Annotated in this window: 19 protein-coding genes; 14 read left to right on the top strand and 5 right to left on the bottom strand. The window is 69.5% G+C overall.

From position 1 onward, the window contains the following. Positions 1–37 precede the first annotated feature (37 nt). Positions 38–802 carry a DNA/RNA non-specific endonuclease gene (locus OG947_RS11305; protein ID WP_328811870.1) on the top strand — a complete coding sequence of 255 codons (765 nt, stop codon included), beginning with the start codon at positions 38–40 and terminating at the stop codon, positions 800–802. 88 nt (positions 803–890) lie between these two features. Here OG947_RS11305 and leuS read toward each other — a convergent pair whose 3' ends face one another. Then, positions 891–3746, bottom strand: coding sequence for a leucine--tRNA ligase (gene leuS, locus OG947_RS11300; RefSeq protein WP_328811869.1), 2856 nt, complete (start codon positions 3744–3746; stop codon positions 891–893). A gap of 66 nt (positions 3747–3812) precedes the next feature. Here leuS and OG947_RS11295 point away from each other — a divergent pair, with 66 nt between their 5' ends. Further along, the gene (locus tag OG947_RS11295; RefSeq protein WP_027505979.1) at positions 3813–4226 is read left to right on the top strand and encodes an SdpI family protein; all 414 of its coding nucleotides are present in this window, start codon (positions 3813–3815) and stop codon (positions 4224–4226) included. Position 4227: 1 nt separating this feature from the next. Further along, positions 4228–5226 carry a bile acid:sodium symporter family protein gene (locus OG947_RS11290; RefSeq protein ID WP_328811868.1) on the top strand — a complete coding sequence of 333 codons (999 nt, stop codon included), beginning with the start codon at positions 4228–4230 and terminating at the stop codon, positions 5224–5226. Here the strand turns inward: OG947_RS11290 and OG947_RS11285 are convergent. Continuing rightward, positions 5201–5602 (bottom strand): hypothetical protein, encoded by a 402-nt coding sequence (locus OG947_RS11285; RefSeq protein ID WP_328810981.1) that lies wholly within the window; start codon positions 5600–5602, stop codon positions 5201–5203. The genes OG947_RS11290 and OG947_RS11285 overlap by 26 nt on opposite strands. Before the next feature lie 82 nt (positions 5603–5684). Next, the gene (locus OG947_RS11280; RefSeq protein ID WP_204869424.1) at positions 5685–6578 is read right to left on the bottom strand and encodes a glucose 1-dehydrogenase; all 894 of its coding nucleotides are present in this window, start codon (positions 6576–6578) and stop codon (positions 5685–5687) included. A gap of 73 nt (positions 6579–6651) precedes the next feature. Here OG947_RS11280 and OG947_RS11275 point away from each other — a divergent pair, with 73 nt between their 5' ends. Then, a complete protein-coding gene (locus tag OG947_RS11275) occupies positions 6652–7281 on the top strand; it encodes a UdgX family uracil-DNA binding protein (protein ID WP_328811867.1) in 630 nt (209 codons plus the stop codon). Positions 7282–7330: 49 nt separating this feature from the next. Further along, positions 7331–8707, top strand: a complete 1377-nt coding sequence (locus tag OG947_RS11270) for a glutamate decarboxylase (RefSeq protein WP_222632460.1) — start codon at positions 7331–7333, stop codon at positions 8705–8707. Between the two features lie 14 nt (positions 8708–8721). Here the strand turns inward: OG947_RS11270 and OG947_RS11265 are convergent, their stop codons facing one another. Beyond that, positions 8722–9327 carry a YqgE/AlgH family protein gene (locus tag OG947_RS11265; RefSeq protein ID WP_328811866.1) on the bottom strand — a complete coding sequence of 202 codons (606 nt, stop codon included), beginning with the start codon at positions 9325–9327 and terminating at the stop codon, positions 8722–8724. Between the two features lie 73 nt (positions 9328–9400). Between OG947_RS11265 and OG947_RS11260 the strand changes: the two genes are divergently transcribed. Next, positions 9401–10741: an MFS transporter gene (locus OG947_RS11260; RefSeq protein ID WP_308115759.1), complete on the top strand. Its 1341-nt coding sequence runs from the start codon at positions 9401–9403 to the stop codon at positions 10739–10741. Here OG947_RS11260 and OG947_RS11255 read toward each other — a convergent pair. Next, positions 10686–12137 carry a CCA tRNA nucleotidyltransferase gene (locus OG947_RS11255; RefSeq protein ID WP_222629431.1) on the bottom strand — a complete coding sequence of 484 codons (1452 nt, stop codon included), beginning with the start codon at positions 12135–12137 and terminating at the stop codon, positions 10686–10688. The genes OG947_RS11260 and OG947_RS11255 overlap by 56 nt on opposite strands. Between OG947_RS11255 and OG947_RS11250 the strand changes: the two genes are divergently transcribed. The 8 genes from OG947_RS11250 (at position 12060) to OG947_RS11215 (ending at position 23474) form a co-directional block, all read left to right on the top strand. Continuing rightward, on the top strand, positions 12060–12848 hold the full coding sequence (locus tag OG947_RS11250; protein ID WP_442973056.1) for an NUDIX hydrolase: 789 nt from the start codon (positions 12060–12062) through the stop codon (positions 12846–12848). The two genes, OG947_RS11255 and OG947_RS11250, sit on opposite strands and share 78 nt — an antisense overlap. Next, positions 12845–15259 carry a DUF6049 family protein gene (locus OG947_RS11245; protein WP_328811864.1) on the top strand — a complete coding sequence of 805 codons (2415 nt, stop codon included), beginning with the start codon at positions 12845–12847 and terminating at the stop codon, positions 15257–15259. Before OG947_RS11250 ends, OG947_RS11245 begins: the two co-directional genes overlap by 4 nt. 126 nt (positions 15260–15385) lie before the next feature. Then, positions 15386–19207: a murein biosynthesis integral membrane protein MurJ gene (murJ, locus tag OG947_RS11240; protein ID WP_442973127.1), complete on the top strand. Its 3822-nt coding sequence runs from the start codon at positions 15386–15388 to the stop codon at positions 19205–19207. 76 nt (positions 19208–19283) lie between these two features. Continuing rightward, positions 19284–19862, top strand: coding sequence for an RNA polymerase sigma factor SigM (sigM, locus tag OG947_RS11235; RefSeq protein WP_056440861.1), 579 nt, complete (start codon positions 19284–19286; stop codon positions 19860–19862). Between the two features lie 60 nt (positions 19863–19922). Continuing rightward, the gene (locus tag OG947_RS11230; RefSeq protein WP_328811862.1) at positions 19923–20600 is read left to right on the top strand and encodes a hypothetical protein; all 678 of its coding nucleotides are present in this window, start codon (positions 19923–19925) and stop codon (positions 20598–20600) included. A gap of 134 nt (positions 20601–20734) precedes the next feature. After that, complete coding sequence (gene trxB, locus OG947_RS11225) at positions 20735–21724, top strand: thioredoxin-disulfide reductase (protein ID WP_328811861.1); 990 nt, start codon at positions 20735–20737, stop codon at positions 21722–21724. Between the two features lie 45 nt (positions 21725–21769). Then, complete coding sequence (trxA, locus tag OG947_RS11220; protein WP_027505953.1) at positions 21770–22102, top strand: thioredoxin; 333 nt, start codon at positions 21770–21772, stop codon at positions 22100–22102. Positions 22103–22289: 187 nt separating this feature from the next. After that, on the top strand, positions 22290–23474 hold the full coding sequence (locus OG947_RS11215) for an N-acetylmuramoyl-L-alanine amidase (protein WP_027505952.1): 1185 nt from the start codon (positions 22290–22292) through the stop codon (positions 23472–23474). Positions 23475–23498 lie beyond the last annotated feature (24 nt).

Below are 23498 nucleotides of genomic sequence, written 5' to 3'. Positions count from 1 at the left end.
TCACCCCCGTGTCACCCCACCGTGGCTGAATGACGGCATGGGATACGACGAGACCTTCCTGTCCACCACCCCGCTGCCGCTCCCCGCCCGGCCGGACCTGACCGTCCTGACCTACACGCACTTCTCCGTGTCGATGGACACCGAACGGCGCCTCGCCGCCGTGACCGCGGTGAACATCGACGGCGGCGCGTTGCAGGAGGTGGACCGCGGAGACGACTGGCGCCTCGATCCGCGCCTGCCGGCGACCGCGCAGGCGGGCCCGGAGCTGTACGCGAACAACGACATCGACCGTGGGCATCTCGTACGACGACGCGACCCGGTGTGGGGTTCGCGTGACGTCGCCGAGCAGGCCAACGAGGACACGTTCCACTACACGGTGTGCGGACCGCAGACGGCCACGCTGAACCAGTCCAAGACTCTCTGGCTCGGCCTCGAGGACTACGTGCTCGAGCACGCGCGGACGTACGGGCAGACGATCTCCGTCTTCAGCGGCTGCGTGTTCGCCGAGGACGATCCCGTCTACCGCGGTGTCGCGATACCGCGGCGCTTCTTCAAGATCGCGGCCTGGTGGCAGAACGACGTGCTCGCGGCGACCGGCTACGTGCTCGACCAGTCGGAGTCGCTGGCACCCATTCTGGAACGCGGCGTCCTGGCCCGCGACATTCCTCCGCTTGGGGGCGTACCGCACGTATCAGGTGCCGATCATCGACATCGCCGCTGCGACCGGCCTGGCGATGGCCGAGCTGACGGCGGCCGATCGCCTCGCCCTGGTTCCCGGCGTCCGGCCCGTCGAATGGCGTGAGATCGAGGGAGCCGACGACCTGGTGTGGTGAGGTCGGTCCCGCCTCCTCCCCGCGAGTACGCCGGGGGGGAGGTGGAGACTTCCCGAGCTACAGAACGATGTTCACCATTCTGCCCGGTACGACGATGACCTTCTTCGGATCCTTGCCGTCGAGAAGCGCGACGATCTTCTCGTCGGCCAGGGCCACCGCCTGCACGTCCTCACGGGACGCGTCGGCCGCCACCGTGATGCGACTGCGCACCTTGCCGTTGACCTGGATCGGGTAGTCCACCGTGTCGTCCACGAGCCACTTCTCGTCGACCGTGGGGAAGGGACCGTGAGCCAGTGACTCGCTGTGTCCCAACGTGTTCCACAGTTCCTCGGCGATGTGTGGTGCGAGAGGAGCCAGCATCAGCACCAACGGCTCGACGGCGTCCCGAGGTGCGCCCTGCGGGTACTCCTTCGTGAGGTGGTTGGTGTACTCGATGAGCTTCGCGCCGGCCGTGTTGTCGCGCAGCGCAGCGTAATCCGCGTCGACACCCTCGACGGTCCGGTTGAGAGCCTTCAGCGTGGCGTCGCTCGGCGTCGCGTCGGTGGTCCGGACGGCGCCGGTCTCCTCGTCGACCACCAGACGCCAGACGCGCTGCAGGAAGCGGTGCGCGCCGACGACGTCCTTGGTCGCCCACGGCCGGGACGTGTCCAACGGACCCATCGACATCTCGTACATGCGCAGGGTGTCCGCGCCGTACTCGGTGAAGATCTCGTCGGGGGAGACGGAGTTCTTCAGGGACTTGCCCATCTTCCCGTACTCACGAGTGACGGGCTGCCCGTCGTGGAAGTACCCGCCGTCGCGCTCCTCCACCTCGTCGGCCGCGACGTAGACGCCGCGCGCGTCGGTGAACGCGTACGCCTGGATGTAGCCCTGGTTGTACAGGCGGCGGTACGGCTCCTTCGAGCTGACGTGCCCCAGGTCGAACAGCACCTTGTGCCAGAACCGCGCGTACAGCAGGTGCAGCACAGCGTGTTCCACGCCGCCGACGTAGAGGTCGAGGCCACCGGGGTCGTTCTCGCCGTGAACGTCGGGGCGCGGTCCCATCCAGTACGCCTCGTTCTCCGGAGCGCACATCTGCTCGGAGTTGGTCGGATCGATGTAGCGCAGCTGGTACCACGAGCTACCGGCCCACTGCGGCATGACATTGGTGTCGCGCGTGTACGTCTGCAGCCCGTCGCCCACGTCGAGCTCGACGTTCACCCAGTCGGTCGCCTTCGCCAACGGGGGAGACGGCTCACTGTTCGCGTCGTCCGGGTCGAACGACACGGGTGCGTAGTCCTCCACCTCCGGAAGTTCCACCGGCAGAGCAGAATCCGGCAACGGGTGCGCCTTGCCGTCCGCGTCGTACACCACCGGGAAGGGCTCGCCCCAGTACCGCTGACGGGCGAACAGCCAGTCGCGCAGCTTGTACTGGATGGTGCCCCTGCCGCGGCCCTCGGACTCGAGGTGCTCGATGACACGCGCCTTGGCCGCGTCGACGGTGAGGCCGTCCAGGAAATCGGAGTTGATCAGCTCGCCGTCGCCGGTCCACGCGGACTCGTCGACAGCGCCACCCGAGATCACCTGCACCACAGGCAGTCCGAACTTCGTGGCGAACTCCCAGTCACGCTGGTCGTGACCCGGGACGGCCATGATGGCACCGGTGCCGTAGCCGGTCAGGACGTAGTCGGCGATGAAGATCGGCACCGACGCGCCGTTGACGGGGTTGACGGCGAAGGCGCCGGTGAACACACCGGTCTTCTCCTTGTTCTCCTGGCGCTCGAGGTCCGACTTGGCTGCGATCGCACGACGGTAGGCACCGACCGCGAGCACGGGAGTTCCCTCACCGTGCGTCCAGCGCTCGTCGGTGTCCGTCGGCCATGCCGCCGCCGTGATGTCGTCCACCAGCGGGTGTTCGGGTGCCAGCACCACGTAGGTGGCGCCGAAGAGCGTGTCGGGGCGGGTGGTGCACACGTCGATGTCGGCGGTGCCGGACCCGTGCGGCAGACCGGCGACGAACGTCACCTCGGCGCCGCGGGAGCGCCCGATCCAGTTGCGCTGCATCGTCTTGACCTTGTCCGGCCAATCCAGCAGATCCAGGTCGTCGATCAACCGGTCGGAGTATGCGGTGATCCGCATCATCCACTGGCGCAGGTTCTTCCGGAACACCGGGAAGTTGCCGCGGTCGCTGCGACCGTCGGCGGTGACCTCCTCGTTGGCCAGCACGGTGCCCAGACCGGGGCACCAGTTGACCAGCGAGTTGGACTGGTAGACCAGACGATGACCGTCGATGACGTCGCGACGCTCGGAGACCGAGAGATCGGCCCATGCACGCCCGTCGTCCAGAGTCCGAGCACCGGAGGTGAATTCCTCCTCGAGCTCGGCGATCCGTCGTGCTTTACCGGCCTCGGTGTCGTACCAGGAATCGAAGATCTGCAGGAAGATCCACTGCGTCCAGTGATAGAAGTCGACGTCCGTCGTGGCGAGCGAGCGGCGGGTGTCGTGACCGAGTCCCAGCCGCCCCAGCTGCCGGCGCATGTTGGCGATGTTCGCCTCGGTGGTGGTGCGCGGGTGCGTGCCCGTCTGCACCGCGTACTGCTCGGCGGGCAGGCCGAAGGCGTCGTAACCCAGCGTGTGCAGCACGTTGCGGCCCTGCATGCGGTGGTAGCGGGCGAACACGTCCGTCGCGATGTAACCGAGCGGGTGGCCGACGTGCAGACCGCTGCCGGACGGGTACGGGAACATGTCCTGCACGAACAACTTGTCGGTCGGAACCGGATCGCCGGTGCTGAGCTCGCCCACCGGATTGGGTGCGTCGAACGTCCCCTCGGCGGCCCACCGCTCCTGCCAGCGCGACTCGAGGGAACCCGCCAGATCCGCCGTGTAGCGGTGGCCGGGGGTCGTGTCGGGGGAGGTGTCGCCGTGTTCACTCACCCGACCAGCGTAAAGCGTGACGATCCGCACGCGGACGCCCGGCCACGACGCCGTAAAGTGGTGCTCGTGATTGTCGTGTCCGTGATCCTTCTGCTCGTACTCCTCGTCGGCGCCGTGGCGCTGGGCGCGGTGGCGTTCCTCGGTCTGACCGGCCGCTTGAAGCGCAACTCCGTCGCCGGAGTCCGAACGGAAGCGAGCATGCGCTCGGACGAGACGTTCACCGTCGCCAACCGGGTCGCCGGCCCGACGACGGCCGCCGCCGCGGTCTTCCTGCTGGTCGGCGCAGTGGCGACCCTCGCGCCGGGCGGCATCTTCGGCGTGGTCGCCGCCGTGCTGACCACCGTCGCCGCGCTCGTCACCGCTGCGTACGGCGGTGCCATGGGCACCCGCGCCGCGGCCGCAGTGCCGGTCGAGGAGACCGGTGGATGCGGCCACAGCTGCATCTCGTGCAGCCTCAAGGACGCGTGCCAGCCGTCCTGACGTGGCGTTCTCCCTGACAGGCACCATCAGAGCGCTCGACGGCTTCGTCCTCGCGATCTTCGCTGCTGCCATCGCGGCCACCGTGTTCCCGGTCTCCGGCACCGCAGCGGACGTCCTGTCGTGGGTCACCACGATCGGCATCGCCCTGCTGTTCTTCCTGTACGGAATCAGACTGTCTCCGCGTGACGCCATGGACGGAGTCCGGCACTGGCGACTGCACGGGGTCGTTCTGGCCTGCACGTACCTGCTGTTCCCGGTCCTCGGGCTCGGAGTACGGGTGCTCGCGCCGGGGCTGCTGACCGACGACCTCTACACCGGGATGCTCTACCTCTGCCTCGTTCCGTCCACGATCCAGTCGTCGATCGCCTTCACCTCGATCGCCCGCGGCAACGTCGCCGGCGCCGTCGTCAGCGCGTCGCTGTCCAACATCATCGGAGTGTTCGCGACGCCGCTGCTGGTGGTCCTGCTGATGAGCACGACCGGCGGAGCGAGCATCGATGCCGGATCGATCGTCGACATCATGCTCCAACTCCTGCTGCCGTTCGTGGCCGGACAGTTCGCAAGGCGATGGCTCGCAGGACGGGTGGCGCGGCACCGGTCCACCACGCTGCTCGTCGACCGCGGATCGATCCTCCTGATCGTCTACGCCGCATTCAGTGCGTCACGGGTCGAGGGAGTCTGGGCTGCCACGACGCCGTGGCAGATCGTCGCAGTGGTGGTCTTGTGCAGTGCAATGCTCGCTGTTGTTCTCGCGGCGACAGCCGGGATCGCGCGCGCGCTCCGCATGACGCGTGACGACCGCATCGTCGTGGTGTTCTGTGGCTCGAAGAAGAGCCTGGCCAGCGGCATTGCCATCGCGTCGGTGCTGTTCGTGGGGCAACCCGTCGGGGTCATCGTTCTGCCCCTGCTGGTCTTCCACCAGATCCAACTCGTGGTGTGCGCCGTCCTGGCGGGCCGCTACGAGCGCGAGGCGATCAGGGACGCTGCATCGACTTCCTGATCTCGTCCAGGCGCGCCTTGCCGGCGCGTTCCCGCTCGGCGAACTTCTCCGCCTCGGTTCGGCCGACCGCGCTCTCGGCATCCAGCTCGGTGGACCCCACCGCACGCCCCGAACGCCCGTCGATTCGCTCTCGCACCGCGTCGAACGTGGGGACACCGGCGTCGGTGAAACCCGGGTCCGTCGGAACCTGGGGGATGTCGGACACCGACGGCGTGCGCGGCATGATGTCGGGGTCGACCGACGCCTCGGGAGTCAGAGCCACGGCGGCGTCGTACACCGCCCGCAGCGCCGGGCGGGCACTCGTGAGCGCGACGACGAGATCGAGTACCTCCGCATCGGGCAACGACGCGGCCTGGTCGGACGAGAAGTCGGTCATGTCACCAGGGTAGGCCTGAGAGCTCCGGTGATCGTGGACTCCCGACCCCGGAATGCGGGGCCGGAAGTCCACGATCGGGCGACTACGGCGTCGGCATGCCGCCGTTGACGTTCAGCGTGTCGCCGGTGACGTACCCGGACTCGGCCGACGAGAGGTACACGTAGGCACCGGCCAACTCGGCGGGCTGACCCGCACGACCGAGCGGCGTCTCCTGGCCGAACTCGGGCAGCGCCGACGTGGGCTGTCCGCCGGACGCCTGCAAGGGCGTCCAGAACGGACCGGGAGCAACGACGTTGACGCGGATCCCACGAGGAGCGAGTTGCTGCGCCAGCGCCTTGCTCATCGTGTTGATCGCCATCTTGGTCGTCGCGTAGTCCACGAGTCCCGGTGACGGCGTGTACGCCTGGATCGAACTGGTGTTGACGATAGTCGATCCTGCCGGCATGTGCGGAACCGCTTCCTGGATGATCCAGAACAGCGCGTACACGTTGGTCTTGAACGTGGCGTCGAACTGCTCCGGGCTCAGATCCTCGAGCTTCTCGACGTACTGCTGCTTGCCGGCGACGTTCACGAGAAGGTCTATGCCACCGAACTTCTCGACGGTGGTGCGCACGATGCCGCGAGCCGCGGACTCGTCCGTGAGGTCGGCGGGGGCGAGTACCGCCGTCCTCCCGGCGGTGCGCACCAGGTCGGCCACCTCCTGCGCGTCCTTCTCCTCCGACGGCAGGTAGTTGAGAACGACGTCGGCACCCTCGCGGGCCAGCGCGATGGCGACGGCGCGGCCGATGCCGCTGTCCGCACCGGTGACCAGTGCCTTGCGCCCGGTCAGCCGGCCGGTGCCGCGGTAGCTGCCCTCACCGTGGTCGGCCTTGGGCTCGAGTTCCGCGGCGAGGCCCGGCGGATCCTGGTGCTGCTCGGGGTACCCGTCCTGTCGGTACTGGGTGACGGGATCGGTGAACGTGTACTGGTCGGTCATCGCCGTGGCATGCCCCGGCCTTGGGGGGTGCCAAACAGGTGTCACCGGGTCCGTGGCGGGTACCACCGAAGACATGGCCCCGAAGTTTCCCGGCGCGGGCACCTTCGTGCCCGAGTCCGACGATCTCCGCGTTCTCGCCGACGCCGCCCACAGTTGCCGGGGATGCGACCTGTGGGAGCCCGCGGAGAACACGGTGTTCGGAGCCGGCACCCCGTCCGCTCGCATGATGCTCATCGGCGAGCAACCGGGGGATCAGGAGGATCGACGGGCACAGCCCTTCGTCGGCCCGGCGGGTGCGCTCCTGAATCGTGCTCTGGCGCAGGCGGACATCGACCGGGAGCTGACCTACGTCACCAACGCGGTCAAGCACTTCAAATTCACGCGTGCCGACCGCGGCCCGCGGCGCATCCACAAGAAGCCGCTGCGCTCGGAGGTCGTCGCGTGTCACCCGTGGCTCGAGGCGGAGATCCGCGCCGTCGACCCGTCCGTCGTGGTCCTCCTCGGCGCGACGGCGGCGCAGGCGATGCTGGGGACCTCGTTCCGGATCGGTGTCGACCGGGGGCGCGTCCTCGAGGTGGGCGAGGCGAGAGCTGTTGCCACCGCGCACCCGTCGGCCGTCCTCCGAGCGCCGGACGACGAACGCGATGCCGCGTTCGACGCACTCGTCGCCGATCTGCGAGTGGCCGCATCACTTCTGGAATGACACCGGAAGTTCACAGGCACCGCCCCGGTCACCGCAGTAGCGTGGCGTCGTGACGAGAATCCCGCGCGACGGAACGATCTCTCCTGCCTACACCGGGCGCTTGGCCAACGATCCCGTTCCGGCGCTGCGACTGCCGGACGACCGCATGGATCCCGACGTCACCTACCGCTTCATCCACGACGAGCTGATGCTCGACGGCAGTTCCCGCCTCAACCTCGCCACGTTCGTCACCACGTGGATGGAGCCCGAGGCCGAGAAGCTGATGGCCGAGACGTTCGACAAGAACATGATCGACAAGGACGAGTACCCGGCCACCGCGGCGATCGAGGAGCGGTGCGTCAACATGGTGGCGGATCTCTGGAACGCGCCCGGGCTCGACCCGACCGATCCGTCCAGCGCGACGGGCGTCTCGACGATCGGTTCGTCCGAGGCCGTCATGCTCGCCGGTCTGGCACTGAAATGGCGGTGGCGCGCACGTCGGACCGCGGCCGGTGCGGACACCGGTCGGCCCAACCTCGTGTTGGGGACGAACGTCCAGGTGGTCTGGGAGAAGTTCTGTCGCTACTTCGACGTCGAGCCGAAGTACCTCGACATGGAGCCGGGCCGCTACGTCGTCACGGCCGACCAGGTGCGCGACGCCGTCGACGAGAACACCATCGGCGTGCTCGCGATTCTCGGGACCACGTTCACCGGCGAACTCGAACCGGTCGAGGAGATCTCGGCCGTGCTCGACGAGATCGCCGCGGCCGGCGGGCCGGACGTCCCCATCCACGTGGACGGTGCCAGCGGCGGTTTCGTGGTCCCGTTCCTGAACCCGGATCTGGTGTGGGACTTCCGGTTGCCGCGCGTGAAGTCCGTCAACGCCAGTGGTCACAAGTACGGACTGACGTACCCCGGCCTGGGATTCGTCGTGTGGCGCGAGAAGGAGGACCTCCCCGAGGACCTCGTGTTCCGCGTCAACTACCTCGGCGGTGACATGCCGACGTTCACCCTGAACTTCTCACGCCCGGGCAATCAGGTGATCGGTCAGTACTACAACTTCCTCCGCCTCGGCCGCGCCGGCTACACGGATGTCATGACCTCGCTGCGCTCGACCGCGACCCGCGTCGCCGACCACCTGCGCGAGCACGGCGACGTCGACGTCATCTCCGACGGGTCCGACATCCCGGTGGTGGCATTCGCGCTGCGGGAGAACTGCGGCTTCACCGTCTTCGACGTCTCTCACGAACTCCGCGCCCGCGGGTGGCAAGTTCCCGCGTACACCATGCCGGCCCGTGCCGAGTCGGTCTCGGTCCTGAGAATTGTTGTGCGAGAGGGCTTCTCGGCAGACCTGGGTAGGATGCTGTGCGAAGCGATCGACGCCGTCCTGGCGTCGCTCTCCACCGACGGCGACGGGCACTCGCACGCTCGGCACTTCGCCCACTGACGAGAACTTCGGTCTCAGTTCCGGTCGACGTCGATCGGGTGGGTCGCCAGCATCGCCAGCGGCAGCGGCTGACGGCGCAACACCTGCGCCCACAGATCGACGCGCGGCGGGCCCACGACGTCGGACGGCAGCGCGGACACCACCATCCAGTCGTCCCGCTCGAGTTCTCCCTCGAGCTGCCCGAGCGTCCATCCCGAGTAGCCGGCGAAGATGCGCATGCCCTCCACCAGCGGGGCGATCGCAGCCGGGTCGGAGTCCAGGTCGACCATCACGACACGGCCGTCCACTCGACGGATGCCCCGCACGTCGTCGACGTCCACGCCGGACCGCAGCGTGGCCAGACACAGTGCGGAGTCGCGTTTGACGGGTCCGCCCACGTAGAGCGCTTTCGGGGCCGCAGCGAGATCCGACCACTGCGGGAGCACGTTGTGCACAGCGGTCTCGCTCGGCCGATTGATGACGACGCCCAGGCTGCCGGCGTCGTTGTGCTCGATGATGTAGACCACGGTGCGACGGAACGTCGGTTCGACGAGTTCCGTGGACGAGACCAGCAGCGATCCCGGCCGCACCACCTGATCGGCCGACGCGGTCCGGTCCTCCGGTTCTTCTGCGTGTGCCACCTCCTCATCATGGCACCGGCAGCCTCGACAGTGCGAGAGATGACGCGCCGAGGCGGCGGTTAGTGTCACCCGCGTGACCCGAACGGAGCGGACCGGCGCCGTCGACGCGCTGCGATCCGTCCGACACGAGCCCGGAGCACCTCGTCTGGTCGCGCTGCGTGTCGCCTCTCAGTTCGGCGACGGCATGTTCCAGGCCGCCCTCGGAGGCGCCATTCTCTTCGACCCACAGCGCGGCGGCGATCCCGCTGCGATCGCCGCCGGCTTCGCGGTGCTCTTGTTGCCGTACTCGCTGATCGGCCCGTTCGCCGCGCGGATCCTCGACCGCGTGGATCGAGCGACCGTGCTCGCCCGCGCAGGCATCGTGAAGTCGCTCCTCATCCTCTGCGCCACCGGGCAACTCGTCGCGGGCGCCTCGACGACGGCCGTCCTGATCACGGCCCTCGCCGTCGTCGGAGTGAGCCGGTTCGTCCTGGCGGGCCTGTCCGCGTCGCTACCGCACGTCGTTCCGGTGCGATCGCTCGTCGCGACCAACGCCGCCCTGGTCACCGTCGGCGCAGTCGTCTCCGCCGTCGGCGCGTCGGTGGCTGTCCTGGTGCTCGGACTCGTCGGGCCGTCGGATCGGGCCACGGCCCTCGCGACGGCCGTGTCCGCCGTCGGTGCCGTCGCGGCGACTCTCCTCGCGCGCGGCTTCGCTTCCGGACGGCTGGGTCCCGGCGCCGCCTCGGTGTCCGCCCCGACCCGCCGCGTTCTCGCCGACTGGGTGTCCGGCTTCGTCGCGGTGCGCCGTACCCCGTCCGTCGCCGCCGCGCTGGTGGGAGTGGGTGCCCACCGTGTCGCCTTCGGCATCGACACCCTCGTCATGGTGCTGGTGCTGCGCGAGGGCGCGCGCTCGTCCGTCCTGCCCGGCGGTGTGGCGGGCTTCGGGTTGACGGTGGGTGCCGCCGCGGCGGGCATGTTCCTCGCCGCACTCGGCACGCCCGTTCTCCTGCCGCGCCTCGGCCGCACGCGCACCGTGGTCGGTGCGCTGGTCCTGGCCACGCTCACCCAGGCCACCCTCGTCGTCGGGCTGGTGCCGGACCTGCTGATCCTCGCGGCCTTTCTCCTGGGGTTCGCAGGTCAGACGGTCAAGCTGACCGCCGACGCGGCCATGCAGACGGACATCGACGACGACACCCGCGGACGCGTCTTCGGAGTACAGGACACCGTGTTCAACGTGGCGTTCGTCGGCGCCGTGGCGGGCGCGGCCCTCGTGATCGGTCCGGGGTCGACCGCGGTCGACACGTCCGCAGCCATCGTCTGCGTGGTCGCCGGCGTCGTCGCCTACGCGGCGGCAGCGGCGATCGCGCTCCGGATCGGCGTCAGGACCTCGCGGCCCACCACGCCAGGAGCTCCTTCTCCGCATCCTCACGACTGAGCGGCCCGCGGTCGAGACGAAGCTCCTTCAGGAACTTCCACGCCTCTCCCACCTGCGGGCCGGCCGGAATGCCGAGCAGTTCCATGATGGCGTTGCCGTCCAGATCCGGACGCACCCTGGCCAGGTCCTCCTGCTCGGCGAGTGCCGCGATACGCCGCTCGAGATCGTCGTACGTCGCCTGCAGGGACGCTGCACGGCGCTTGTTGCGGGTGGTGCAGTCGGCGCGGACCAGCTTGTGCAGCCGGGGCAGCAGATCGCCGGCGTCGGTGACGTAACGACGCACGGCCGAATCGGTCCACTGACCCTTGCCGTAGCCGTGGAAACGCAGATGAAGGAAGACGAGCTGCGCGATGTCATCGGTCAGCTTCTTCGGGAACTTCAGTGCGCGCAGGCGGCGACGCACCATCTTGGCGCCCACCACCTCGTGGTGGTGGAAGCTCACCCCGCCGCCGGGCTCGTTGCGTTTGGTGTCGGGCTTGCCGATGTCGTGGAGCAGCGCCGCCCATCGGAGCACCAGGTCCGGATCGCCGTCCTCGAGGTCGATCGCCTGCTGCAGAACCGTGAGGGAGTGCTGATAGACGTCCTTGTGCTGGTGATGCTCGTCGATCTCGAGCGTCATCGCCGGCACCTCCGGGAGGATGCGTGCCGCGATCCCCGTCTCGCACAGGGCGTCGATGCCGTCGACGGCGAACTCGCCGAGAATCAGCTTGTCCAGCTCGGCGGTGACGCGTTCGACCGTGATCCGGTCGATCTGCTCCGCCATGTTCTCGATCGCCGCGCGGACCCGCGGCAGCATCGTGAAGCCGAGCTGGGCGACGAACCGCGCAGCGCGCAGCATCCGGAGCGGATCGTCGTCGAAGGACGCCTCCGGGGTGGTCGGCGTGTCCAGGACTCCCTCGAGCAGCGCGTCCAGGCCACCCAGGGGATCGACGAACTCACCGGCCCCGTCCGGCCCGATCCGCACGGCCATGGCGTTGAGCGTGAAATCGCGCCGGACCAGGTCGTCCTCGAGCGTCGAGCCGTACTGCACGATCGGATTCCGGGACACCCGGTCGTATTTGTCGCTCCGGAACGTCGTGATCTCGATCTGCCGACCGTGCTTGACCGCACTGACGGTGCCGAAGTCGATGCCGGTGTCCCACTGATGGTCGGCCCAGCCCGCCAGCAGCGCCTGCACGTGCTCGGGCAGAGCGTTCGTCGTGAAGTCGAGGTCACTGCTCAAGCGGCCCAGGAGAGCGTCCCGGACGCTCCCGCCGACGAGGTACAACTCGTGGCCCGCCGCAGCGAACAGCGACCCCAGTGGACCGAGGATGTCGTCGTGCGCGCGCAGGGCCACGGCACCCGACGCGAGGAGCCGTGCGCGGCGGTCCGGATCGGTGGCAGGCGGGGGAGGCACGACGTCACACCCTACCGAGGCGCGCACTTCGCGGTGCGTCCCACCGGGAGCAGGGCGGACGGAACTAGTATCGATCGGGTGTCCGGTGCCGAGCGAGCCAAGAGAACACGTCGCGGTGTGCGACGGCGTCCTCGCGCCACCGCCGACCCCGGAACACGAGGGGCCGACAAACCCACACTGCGCACCGTTCGGGAGACCTCGGCCGGCGGCCTGGTCGTCGACGGACTCGACGGACCCCGCGACGGCCAGTGCGCCGCCCTCATCGGTCGCACCGACCGACGAGGCCGACTGCTGTGGTCGCTGCCCAAGGGTCACATCGAGCAGGGCGAGACGCCTGAGCAGACGGCCGAGCGAGAGGTGGAGGAGGAGACCGGCATCACCGGGTCCGTCCTCGCGCCCCTGGGAAGCATCGACTACTGGTTCGTGACCGAGGGACGACGCGTCCACAAGACCGTCCACCACTACCTGCTGCGATCCCTCGGCGGCGAACTGTCGGACGAGGACGTCGAGGTCACCGAGGTGGCCTGGGTGCCGCTCAGCGAACTGCACTCCCGGCTCGCGTACGCCGACGAGCGCAAGCTCGCCGAGCGAGCAGGCGAGATGATCGACTCGATGGCGCGCGAGAAGTCCGCCGACACGCAGAATCCCCGACCGGTCTCCGACCTTCCCGCACCATCCCGACCGGTCTCCGACCTTCCCGCCGCCGAATGACCCGGTCCGCACCGACGGCCCGGCGCCTCGCCGTGGTCATGGCGATCCTCGCCGTGCTCGCCTGGCTGACCGTCCCCGCGGGAGCGCAACCCTCCACCCCGCCCAGCGACCCGACCACGACGCGGAGCACACCGTCGCCCACGGCCACGCTGGCGCCACCGGACACCTCGATCGACGGCACGTTCCTGTCGATCTCCGTCGACGAGGTCACGCCGACCACCGTCTCCACCAGCAGTGCGCCGGTCGTCACCGTCACGGGAACGGTGACCAACGTCGGGGACCGCGCGGTCAGCGACATCTCGGTCCGGCTGCAGCGAGCACCCGCGGTACGCACGGCCGACGAGCTCCGGACCTCGCTCACCGAGGATCAGGACCGCTTCGACACGGTCGGGCCCTTCGAGTCGCTCACCGGCGACGGATCGGACACCGCGCTGCAACGCGGCGACACGCTGCCGTTCGAGCTGACCCTGCCGCTGCGCTCGACCACCGGACCGTCGCTGGGTCTGGATCGGCCGGGTGTCTATCCGGTGATGGTGAACGTCAACGGCAACCCCGAGTACGGGCAGGAGGCACGGCTCGACGACGCCGCGTTCCTGCTTCCCGTCGCGGGTCTGCCGCGGGACACCACGGTGCTCGATCCGGCCGCTACCGATGCCGTTCCGCTTCCACCGGACACGGGACGCCCCGTCGCCACGACGCTGCTCTGGCCGCTGGCCGACCGCCCACACCTGGCGGCGGGCCTGCCCGGCACCGTCGACGAGGAGGTGCGACTGAACGACGACGACCTCGCCGCCTCGCTCTCCGCCGGCGGTCGACTCGAAGGACTGGTGTCGGCACTGGAGTTCGCGACCGGACCGACCGTCGACACCGAGGGCGCACTCGCGTCCTCGACATGTCTCGCCGTCGATCCCGACCTGCTGGTCACCGTCTCGAGCATGACGCGGGGTTACCTCGTGGTCGACGACCCGGCCGATCCCACCGGCCCTGCCTCCGAGGGGAGCGGCGCCGTCGCCGCCGCGTCGTGGCTCGATCGCGTCCGCACCCTCGCGTCCTCGATGTGTGTCACCGCGGTGCCGTTCGCCCAGACCGATCTCGCGGCCGTCGCCGCCGTGGCCGACCCGGTTCTGACCTCTGCCGCGATCACGACGCCGGCGGACGTCGCCGACTCGATCCTCGGAGTCACGTCGCGCCGCGACGTCCTGTGGCCGGACGCGGGTGCTCTCGACGATGCGGGGGCGGCCATGGTCGCGGCGTCGGGCCGGACGGTCGCACTGCTCGCACAGGACGCCGTGCAGACCGTCAGTACGCCCGACACGGTGACCCTCGCGACCGATGTGGGCACCCCTCCGCTGCGTGCCGCGCTCTACGACACCGAGGTCTCCACCGCGCTGTCCGCGGTGGGCGAGCACCCGACGACCCCGTCCGTGACACCGCGTGAGCAGGTGTACGACGTCGCCGAGGACTCGCGCACGGCCCGATTGCAGGACGCGCTCGGCGCGTTGCACTTCGACGCGCTGAACGCCGGCGCCCCGGACACGGTCGCTGCCACGGACGGCCCACGATCACTCACCGTCGCGCCGCCACAGACCTGGACTCCCGACCGCGACGAGGCCTCCGCGGTGCTCGGCACCATCGCGGGCCTGTTCCGTAGCGGACTCGCGACGCCGCGCTCCCTGTCCGACCTGCTGGCGGTCCCGCCTCCGCTGGAGGCGGCCGAGTCGGACTACCCGGACGCGGCCGTGGAGGACGGCGCACCGGCCGATGTCCGCGATGTCGTGGCTGCCCAGAACGCCCGCATCGGTGCGCTGGCGGCCGCGCTGATCGACGATTCGCGTGCCGCGATCTCGCCCGCGCTGTACGTCGCTCCGCTGCGGGAGGATCTCCTGCGGGCGATGACCACGTCGGATCGTCGGGGCGGGCAGCGCGGGGAGTCGGAACAGGCCGCGCGCCGCCGTGCCGCCGACGTTGCCGCCGGCCTGGACCGGCTGTACGGATCCGTGACGATCCTCGCGCCCGGCGGTGTCTTCACCCTCGCCTCGGAGGCCAGCCCGCTGCTGTTGGTCGCGCGGAACGATCTGCCCATCGGCATCACCGTCGACCTGGCGGTCGACGCGCCCGACGCGATGCAGATCGAGAACATCGGCCCGCAGCAGCTGCCCCCACGGGGAAGTCGTTCTCTGCAGATCCCCGCTCGAGTGAGCGATTCGCGCAAGATGGTGGTGGAGTTCTCCCTGAGCACCACCGACGGGACGCGACTCGGGCAGGCTGCGACCGTCAATGTGCGGTCCAATGCGTACGGTCGTGCTTTGGCGATCATCACAGCAGGCGCCGGTGCGCTCCTGCTGCTGCTCGCGGGCCGACGGTTGTGGCACCGGTTCCGGGGCCAACCGGATCCCGCCGACGAACAGTAAGGATTCTCGATGACGGGGAGCATTCCTCACGGGCGACGGGACGCCGTACCGCGGGCGCCTCGCGCGCCCTGGGAGCGCAGCTCCGATGGGGCGCAGCAGCGCAGCTCCGACGCGGCTCAGGATCCGATGATGGTGCCCACGAGCGTCGCGCCCCCGGTCCGTCCTGCCGCCCCGACCCGCATCCCCCCGGCCGCGGCGTCACCGCGGCCGGCGTCCGGCTCCAGCTCCTCCCGCCTGCTCTCCGCGACGGGTGCGATCGCGTTCGCGACGTTGATCAGCCGCATCACCGGATTCGCGAAGCAACTGCTGCTGGTCACGGTGCTGGGCGTCACCGTGGCGAACTCGTACACCGTCGCCAGCCTGATCCCCAACATGATCGCGGAACTCGTCCTGGGTGCGGTGTTGACGGCCATCGTCGTGCCCGTCCTGGTGCGGGCGGAGACCGAGGACGCCGACGGCGGCCGCGCGTTCGTGCGTCGGCTTTTCACGGCGGCGCTGACCATGCTGATCCTCGCGACCGTGCTGGCGACGGCCGCGGCGCCGCTGCTCACCCGCTACGTCTTCCTGTCGGAGGACGGCAAGGCCAATACGGGTCTCACCACCGCACTCCTTCTCCTGCTGTTGCCCGCGATCCTGTTCTACGGCCTCTCCGCACTGTTCACGGCGATCCTGAACACTCGGCAGAACTTCAAGCCCGGTGCCTGGGCACCCGTGCTCAACAACCTGGTGGTGCTCGCCGTCCTGGCGATCTACCTCGTCGTACCGGGCGAGATCTCTCTCGATCCGGTGCGCATCAGCGACCCGAAGCTGCTGGTGCTGGGCGTCGGCATCACGCTCGGCGTCGTGGTCCAGGCCCTGAGTCTGGTGCCCGCGCTGCGGCGAAACAAGATCGATCTGCGCCCGCTGTGGGGGCTCGACGACAGGCTGCGTCAGTTCGGCGGCATGGCCGTCGCGATCGTGCTCTACGTCGTCATCAGTCAGGCCGGCATGGTGTTCGCGACGCGCATCTCCTCGCACGTCGACCCCGCCGGCCCGCTCATCTACAACCAGGCCTGGATCCTGCTGCAGCTGCCGTACGGCGTGCTCGGCGTGACGGTGCTGACGGCGATCATGCCCCGGCTCAGCCGCAACGCCGCCGCCAAGGACACCCCGGCCGTCGTCGACGACCTGTCGGTGGCCACCCGGATGACCATGCTCGCGCTCATCCCGGTCATCGGCTTCCTCACCGTGGCCGGCCCGCAGGTCGGCGAGGCTCTGTACGGCTACGGCAACTTCGGCGCAGCCGACGCCGAGCGACTCGGTGAAGCCGTCAGCTGGTCGGCCTTCACCCTTGTTCCCTACTCGCTCGTCCTGATCCACCTACGGGTCTTCTACGCCCGCGAGCAGGCGTGGACGCCCACGTGGATCGTTCTCGGCATCACCGGTGTCAAGATCGCGCTGTCCGCCCTGACGCCGTTCCTGGCGACGTCGGATCGATCCGTGGTCCTGTTGCTCGGCGCGGCCAACGGTCTCGGCTACATCACCGGGGCGATCATCGGATGGATGCTGCTGCGTCGCAGCCTCGGCGAACTACGACTCGCGGGAGTCCGGCGCACGGTCGCGGCGACGCTGATCTCCACCGCGATCGGCATGCTCGCGGTGTTCGCGGCCGACACGGCCCTCGGGCTCGACCGTCTGACCGGACCGGGCGCGCTGCTCCGCGTCGCTTTCGACGGCGCAGTCATGCTGCTGATCACCGGTCTGTGCCTGTACCGGGCACGGATCCCGGAAATCGAATCCATCACCGTCGCGGTGGCGCGTCGCCTCGGCCGCGCCCCGGCCGTGACGTCCGGACCTGTGACGACAGCGCATATCGGGACCGATCCCATGTACGCGGAGACCGAGTTGATCCCCGCGATCGGCGGCCCCGACATGCCCCCGGTGGGTCGGCCGACCGAGGGGTTCGGTCGGGCCACCGGCGCGGGTCGGCTCCCGTACCCTGACAGGCGAGTGGACCCGCGAGCACACGGCGGTTCCCGCGCGCCGATGTACACCGGAGACGAGTCGGAGACGACGATCATCCCCGCGTACACCGGCGCGTTCACGACCAGTAGTGACGAAGGAGTGTCAGTGACCGACGACGAGGGTGCACGGGGGCGTACGCCGTCCGAGGCCGAGGACGCCGCTCAGCCCGGTGGCGTGTCCACCGACGACCGTCGCGTCGCCGACTCCGATGCCGCCACCGGGTCGTCCGAGGACACCGACCGGCAGCACGACGCGTCCACCACGGATCCGATCGAGTCGAGCCCCGACGTGTCCGGCCAGGGCGACGTCACCGAGACCGAGCGCACGGCCGACGAGACCGAGTCCGGACTCGTCGACACCGGCGTCATGCCGGTCGGATCGCCCACGCTGCCCCCGGCCGTCCCCGTCGCCGAGTCGCCCCGCACACCGTTGCGCGGACCGAAGCTCATCCCCGGCGCGTCGGTCGCCGGCGGGCGCTACCGCCTTCTCGCACCGCACGGCGGCGCACGCGGCCTCAAGTTCTGGCAGGCCCACGACGTCAAGCTCGACCGCGAGGTGGCCCTGACGTTCGTCGACGCCGACCAACGATCGACCGGCGACGCCCCCGAGCGCGCCGACGGCCCGCAGGCCGTGCTGTCCCGGACTCTGCGCCTGGGCCGGATCAACTCGCCCGGCCTCGCCCGCGTCCTCGACGTCGTCCGCGGCAGCTCGGGCGGCATCGTCGTCGCGGAGTGGACTCGCGGACGATCCCTGCGCGAGATGGCCGACACGGAACCGTCGCCCCTGGGCGCCGCCAACGCCATCAAGTCGCTGGCCGCTGCGGCCGAGGCCGCCCATCGCGGCGGCGGCGCACTGTCCATCGACCACCCGGACCGTGTGCGCATCAGCATCAAGGGTGACGCCGTTCTCGCGTTCCCGGCCACCTTCGGTGATGCCGATCCCGGCTCCGACGTACGCGGACTGGGCGCGATGCTCTACGCCCTGATCACCGCGCGGTGGCCCCTGGGCGACCCGTCGGGCCCCGCGACCGTCGGCGGGATGCGCATCGCCGATCGCACGGCGTCCGGTGCGGCCGTCGAGCCCCGCGAGATCCGCCCCGACGTACCGTTCGAGATCTCCGCCGTCGCCGTGCGTGCCCTCGAGCAGAACAGCGGCATCCGGACCGCCGCCACCGTGCAGCACATCCTCGGCCAGGCCGCGGTGGTCAACGAGAAGACCGAGATGATCCCCGCACTGCGGCTGGGTCAACGGCCGCCCGGATCGACCGGTCACGCACTCGCCGACCCCGACGACGAGCCGCCCGCGGACCGCTCCAACGTCATGGTCGCCGCGTTGGTGGGCCTCGGAGTCCTCACTGTCGTGGTGCTCGGCCTCGTCGGCTGGTGGCTCGCCAACCTGTTCGCCGGCGGCGGTTCCGACGAACCTCTCACCGAGCAGAACTTCGGGCTCACGACGTCCGCGTCGGCTCCGGCCGCGCCCGGAGAGGCGGCACCCGCGCCGACCACCGTGCCCGTCGCTCTGTCGTCCGTCGACGTCTTCTCGCCGCAGGGCACCCCGGACAACCCGGGCACCGTCGACAACGTGGCCGACAACGACGCGGGGACGGTGTGGGAGACGGACTCGTACTTCAACCCGTTCCCGTCCCTCAAGTCCGGCGTCGGCATCATGGCGACGCTCGACCAGGAGACCACTCCCGCCAGCGTCTACGTGAACTCGCCGTCGCCCGGCACGGTCGTCGAGATCCGGTCGGCCACCAGCGCGACACCCAGCCTGGACGAGACCCAGGTGATCGGGTCCGCGACGCTCGGCAACGGCCTCACCGACATCGCCGTCACACCCGACGGACCCGTCCGGTACGTGCTGTTCTGGATCACGGATCTCAGCACAGCCGGTGGCGGCAACCAGAGCACCATCGCGGACATCGGGGTCTCCGCAGCATCCTGATCGCCGCGTGTCGTGCGCTGTCACAACAGATTTCGTGACCAGCTCGGACGGTTCGTTTCTGGGCTAGCCTCCGCGGGTGCGACAAATCGGGGGAGTCGCGGGTGGTGAGGCCACGGACGGCGAGCTGCTCGCGGCGCACATCGCGGGGGACGCGACGGCTTTCGCCGTGCTCGTACGGCGCCACCAGGACCATCTCTGGCTCACGGCACGGAGGGCCAGCTACTCCGCGGAGGACGCGGCGGACTCCCTCCAGGAGGCGCTGCTGTCCGCGCACCGCACCGCCGCCTCGTTCCGTGCGGACGCCGCCGTCCGCAGTTGGCTGCACCGGATCGTCGTCAACGCGTGCCTCGACCGCATCCGCCGCAATCGCGTCCGACCCACCGTGCCGCTCGGGGAGGAGACCCGCGAGCCACGTGATCCCTTCGACCGCTACGCCGACGTCGATCTCTCCCTCGTCGTCGAGAAGGCACTGTTCTCACTCCCTCCCGACCAGCGCGCCGCGATCGTCGCCGTCGACATGGAGGGGTACTCCGTCGCCGATGCCGCCGCGGCGCTCGGGGTTCCCGTCGGCACGATCAAGAGCCGTTGCGCCCGGGGCCGTCAGAAGCTCGCCGTCGTCCTCGCCTCCGTCCGTGTGCAGAACTCGGACGAGTGAGGGGAACCGGGGACCCGCCGCGGGCGTCCAATCTGTCATGGCGACAGACGAGGCGGTGACGTGTCCGTGACCGACCGCGCTCCCCTCACTCCCGACCTCCTCGCCGACCTGCACGCGGGCCTGCTCCCGGAGGACGAGGCCGCCCGCATCCGCGAGCGCGTCGAGACCGATCCCGAGGCAGCGGCCCGTCTGGCCGATCTGGACGCCGTCGTCGACATGGTGCGCGCACGGGGCGCCGATCTCACCGCCGGTGTCACGATGCCGCCCGACGTCGCCGCGCGACTGCACGGCGCACTCACCGGAGTACCGCGGGACGAGTTGGCGGCACGACGCTCGGGCCGACGCACCCGGATCCCGATCATCGCGGCGGCCGCTGCGATCGTCGCGCTGGTGGGGGCCGGTGCCGGCCTGGCACTCGCGTCCATCGAGACGGTCGGGGGCGGTGATCAGGTGATCGCCTCCGCCCGGCCACTCGACGACCGCACGGTGTTGTCCGTCGTCGGGTCGGTCGATCGAGGCCGCTTCGTCGATGCCGCCGTGCTGGCCGGTTGCCTCGAGGCCAACGGCATCCCGGCGTCGGCCACGGTGGTCGGATCCGGCCCGGTCACCCTGGACGGCATCGACGCGACCCTTCTCGTCACGGCCGGGACCACGCCCGGTTCGCTCGTCGCGGTCGCTGTGGGCGACTCCTGCGGTCCGGACGATCCGGACACGGTCTCGCGCGCGGAGATCGGCTGACACGCCCGGTGCCGTCGCCTCGGGCCGCCTGCCTCGAGTGAGGGAACAACGTCTCCTGACCTAGTGTTGAGGGCATCAGAGGGCGAGCGCTGGAGCGCCGACCCTGGTTCCACACACGATCTCGGAAGGCGAAGATGACTACTTCGGACATCCACGACCTGATCATCGTCGGGTCCGGTCCCGCCGGCTACACCGCTGCGGTGTACGCCGCTCGCGCGGAGCTGAAGCCCCTGGTGTTCGAGGGCACCCAGTTCGGCGGCGCGCTGATGACCACGACCGAGGTGGAGAACTTCCCCGGCTTCCGTGACGGCATCATGGGTCCCGACCTCATGGAGCAGATGCGCGAGCAGGCCATGCGATTCGGCGCCGACATCCGCACCGAGGACGTCGAGGAGCTGTCACTGACCGGTGACGTCAAGACCGTGACCGTCGACGGCACGGGGTACCGTGCCCGCGCGATCATCCTGGCCATGGGTGCCGCCGCACGCTACCTCGGTGTTCCCGGAGAGCAGACGCTGCTCGGCCGCGGCGTCTCCGCGTGTGCGACATGCGACGGCTTCTTCTTCCGCGACCAGGACATCGCCGTCATCGGTGGTGGCGACTCCGCCATGGAGGAGGCCACGTTCCTCACCCGTTTCGCGCGCTCGGTCACCATCGTGCACCGCCGCGAGGAGTTCCGTGCGTCGCGCATCATGCTCGAGCGCGCCAAGGAGAACGAGAAGATCACGTTCGTCACCAACGCCGACGTCGTCGAGGTGCAGGGCGAATCGGGAGTCACCGGCCTGAAGATCCGTGACACGGGATCCGGTGAGGAGCGCGTCCTCGATGTCACCGGCGTGTTCGTCGCCATCGGCCACGACCCCCGCTCCGAGCTCGTCCGCGGACAGGTCGAGCTCGACGACGCGGGCTACGTGGTGGTTCAGGCGCCCACCACGTCCACCTCCATCGACGGTGTCTTCGCGGCCGGCGACCTGGTGGATCACGTCTACCAGCAGGCCATCACCGCGGCCGGTACCGGCTGCGCCGCGTCCATCGACGCCGAGCGCTGGCTCGCCGACCAGGGCGACATCACCGAGAACACGATCGAGAACGCCGACCGCGACGTCGACGTCGTGAGTGTCTGAGCACCGTCCATCCCGCTACGTCCGGCACACGAGAGGCACGAGAACATGACCGACAAGAACACCGTCACCATCAGTGACGACACCTTCGCCACCGAGGTCCTGCAGAGCGAGAAGCCCGTCCTGGTCGACTTCTGGGCGACGTGGTGCGGACCGTGCAAGATGGTCGCACCGGTGCTCGAGGAGATCGCCGGAGAGCACGCGGACAAGATCACCGTCGCCAAGCTCGACATCGACGCGAATCCGCAGGCAGCGCGTGACTTCAAGGTGATGTCCATCCCCACCATGATCCTGTTCCAGAACGGTGAGCCCGTGAAGACCATCGTCGGAGCCAAGGGTAAGGCCGCGCTGCTGCGCGACCTGGACGGCGTCCTCGCCTGACCTGACATTCCCGCACCACCACACGCCCGGCCTGTCCATGACACGCCGGGCGTGTGTGCGTTCTGCGGCCGGGACGATTGTGGGAGGAGCATGATCTTCTGAGACAATCGTCCATCAGGAACACCCACCGGGGACGTGTACCACCGGTCGCCGTTGCGACCGGTCACGAAGAAGGGTCGACGACAGTATGAAGCCACTCCGCCACGGCGATCGAGGTCCAGCCGTCGCGGAGGTCCGGGACATCCTCTCGGGTCTCGGCTTCCTGCCTCCCTCGGCCGCGGTGGACGGCGACACTGCCTGGGCGGAGCCGGACGTCCTGTTCGACGCCGCTCTCGACGAGGCCGTCCGCGCATTCCAACAGCAGCGCGGTCTCCTGGTCACCGGCGAGGTCGACACCGCCACGTACCGCTCGGTGAAGGAGGCATCCTTCCGACTCGGCGCCCGCACCCTGATCTACCAGCTCTCCGCTCCGCTGTACGGCGACGACGTCGCCACCCTGCAGCGTCGCCTGCAGGACCTGGGGTTCTACAACGGACGGGTCGACGGCTACTTCGGTGGCGAGACGCACGAGGGTCTGTCGTCCTTCCAGAGCGAGATCGGACTGTCGCCCGACGGCATCTGTGGACCCGCCACCCTGCGTGCCCTCGACCTGCTCGGCACCAGGGTCACCGGCGGATCGCCGCACGCGATCTCCGAGGAGGAGCTCGTCCGTCGGTCGGGACCGCAGCTGACGGGCAAGCGCATCGTGATCGACCCGGGACTGGGTGGCGTGAACTCCGGCATGGTCGTCCAGACCCCCGACGGTCCGCTGACCGAGGAGGCGATCCTGTGGGATCTCGCCGGACGGCTCGAGGGGCGCATGGCAGCGACCGGTATGGAGACGTACCTGTCGCGTGCCCGGTCCGCGGATCCCAGCACGGCTGAGCGTGCCGAGACCGCCAACGGTATCGGCGCCGACCTCATGATCTCGCTGCGCTGCAGCAGCTACCCGTCGCCGGTGGCGCACGGTGTGGCCAGCTTCCACTTCGGCAATTCACACGGCTCCGCGTCGCTCATCGGTCAGGTGCTCACCAGCTACATCCAGCGTGAGATCGTGGCACGGACCTCGTTGCAGGACTGCCGGAGTCACGGTCGCACGTGGGACCTGCTGCGTCTGACCAACATGCCGACCGTGCAGCTCGAGCTGGGTTACCTCACCAGCCACGAGGACGTCGAAGTACTCGCCGATCCGCGGATGCGCGACATCATCGCGGAGGCCGTGCTCGTCGCGGTGAAGCGCCTGTATCTCCTCGGCCAGGACGATCAGCCGACGGGAACGTTCACCTTCGCCGAGCTGCTCGCCTACGAGCTGTCTGTCGCCGAGGGCGCCTGACACTCCTCCGTCCGGCCGGCCGGA

The organism is Rhodococcus sp. NBC_00297 (assembly GCF_036173065.1).
Classification (GTDB): Bacteria; Actinomycetota; Actinomycetes; order Mycobacteriales; family Mycobacteriaceae; genus Rhodococcoides.
Note: the sequence above shows the minus strand (reverse complement) of the source record. Positions and strands in the feature narration are given on the sequence as shown.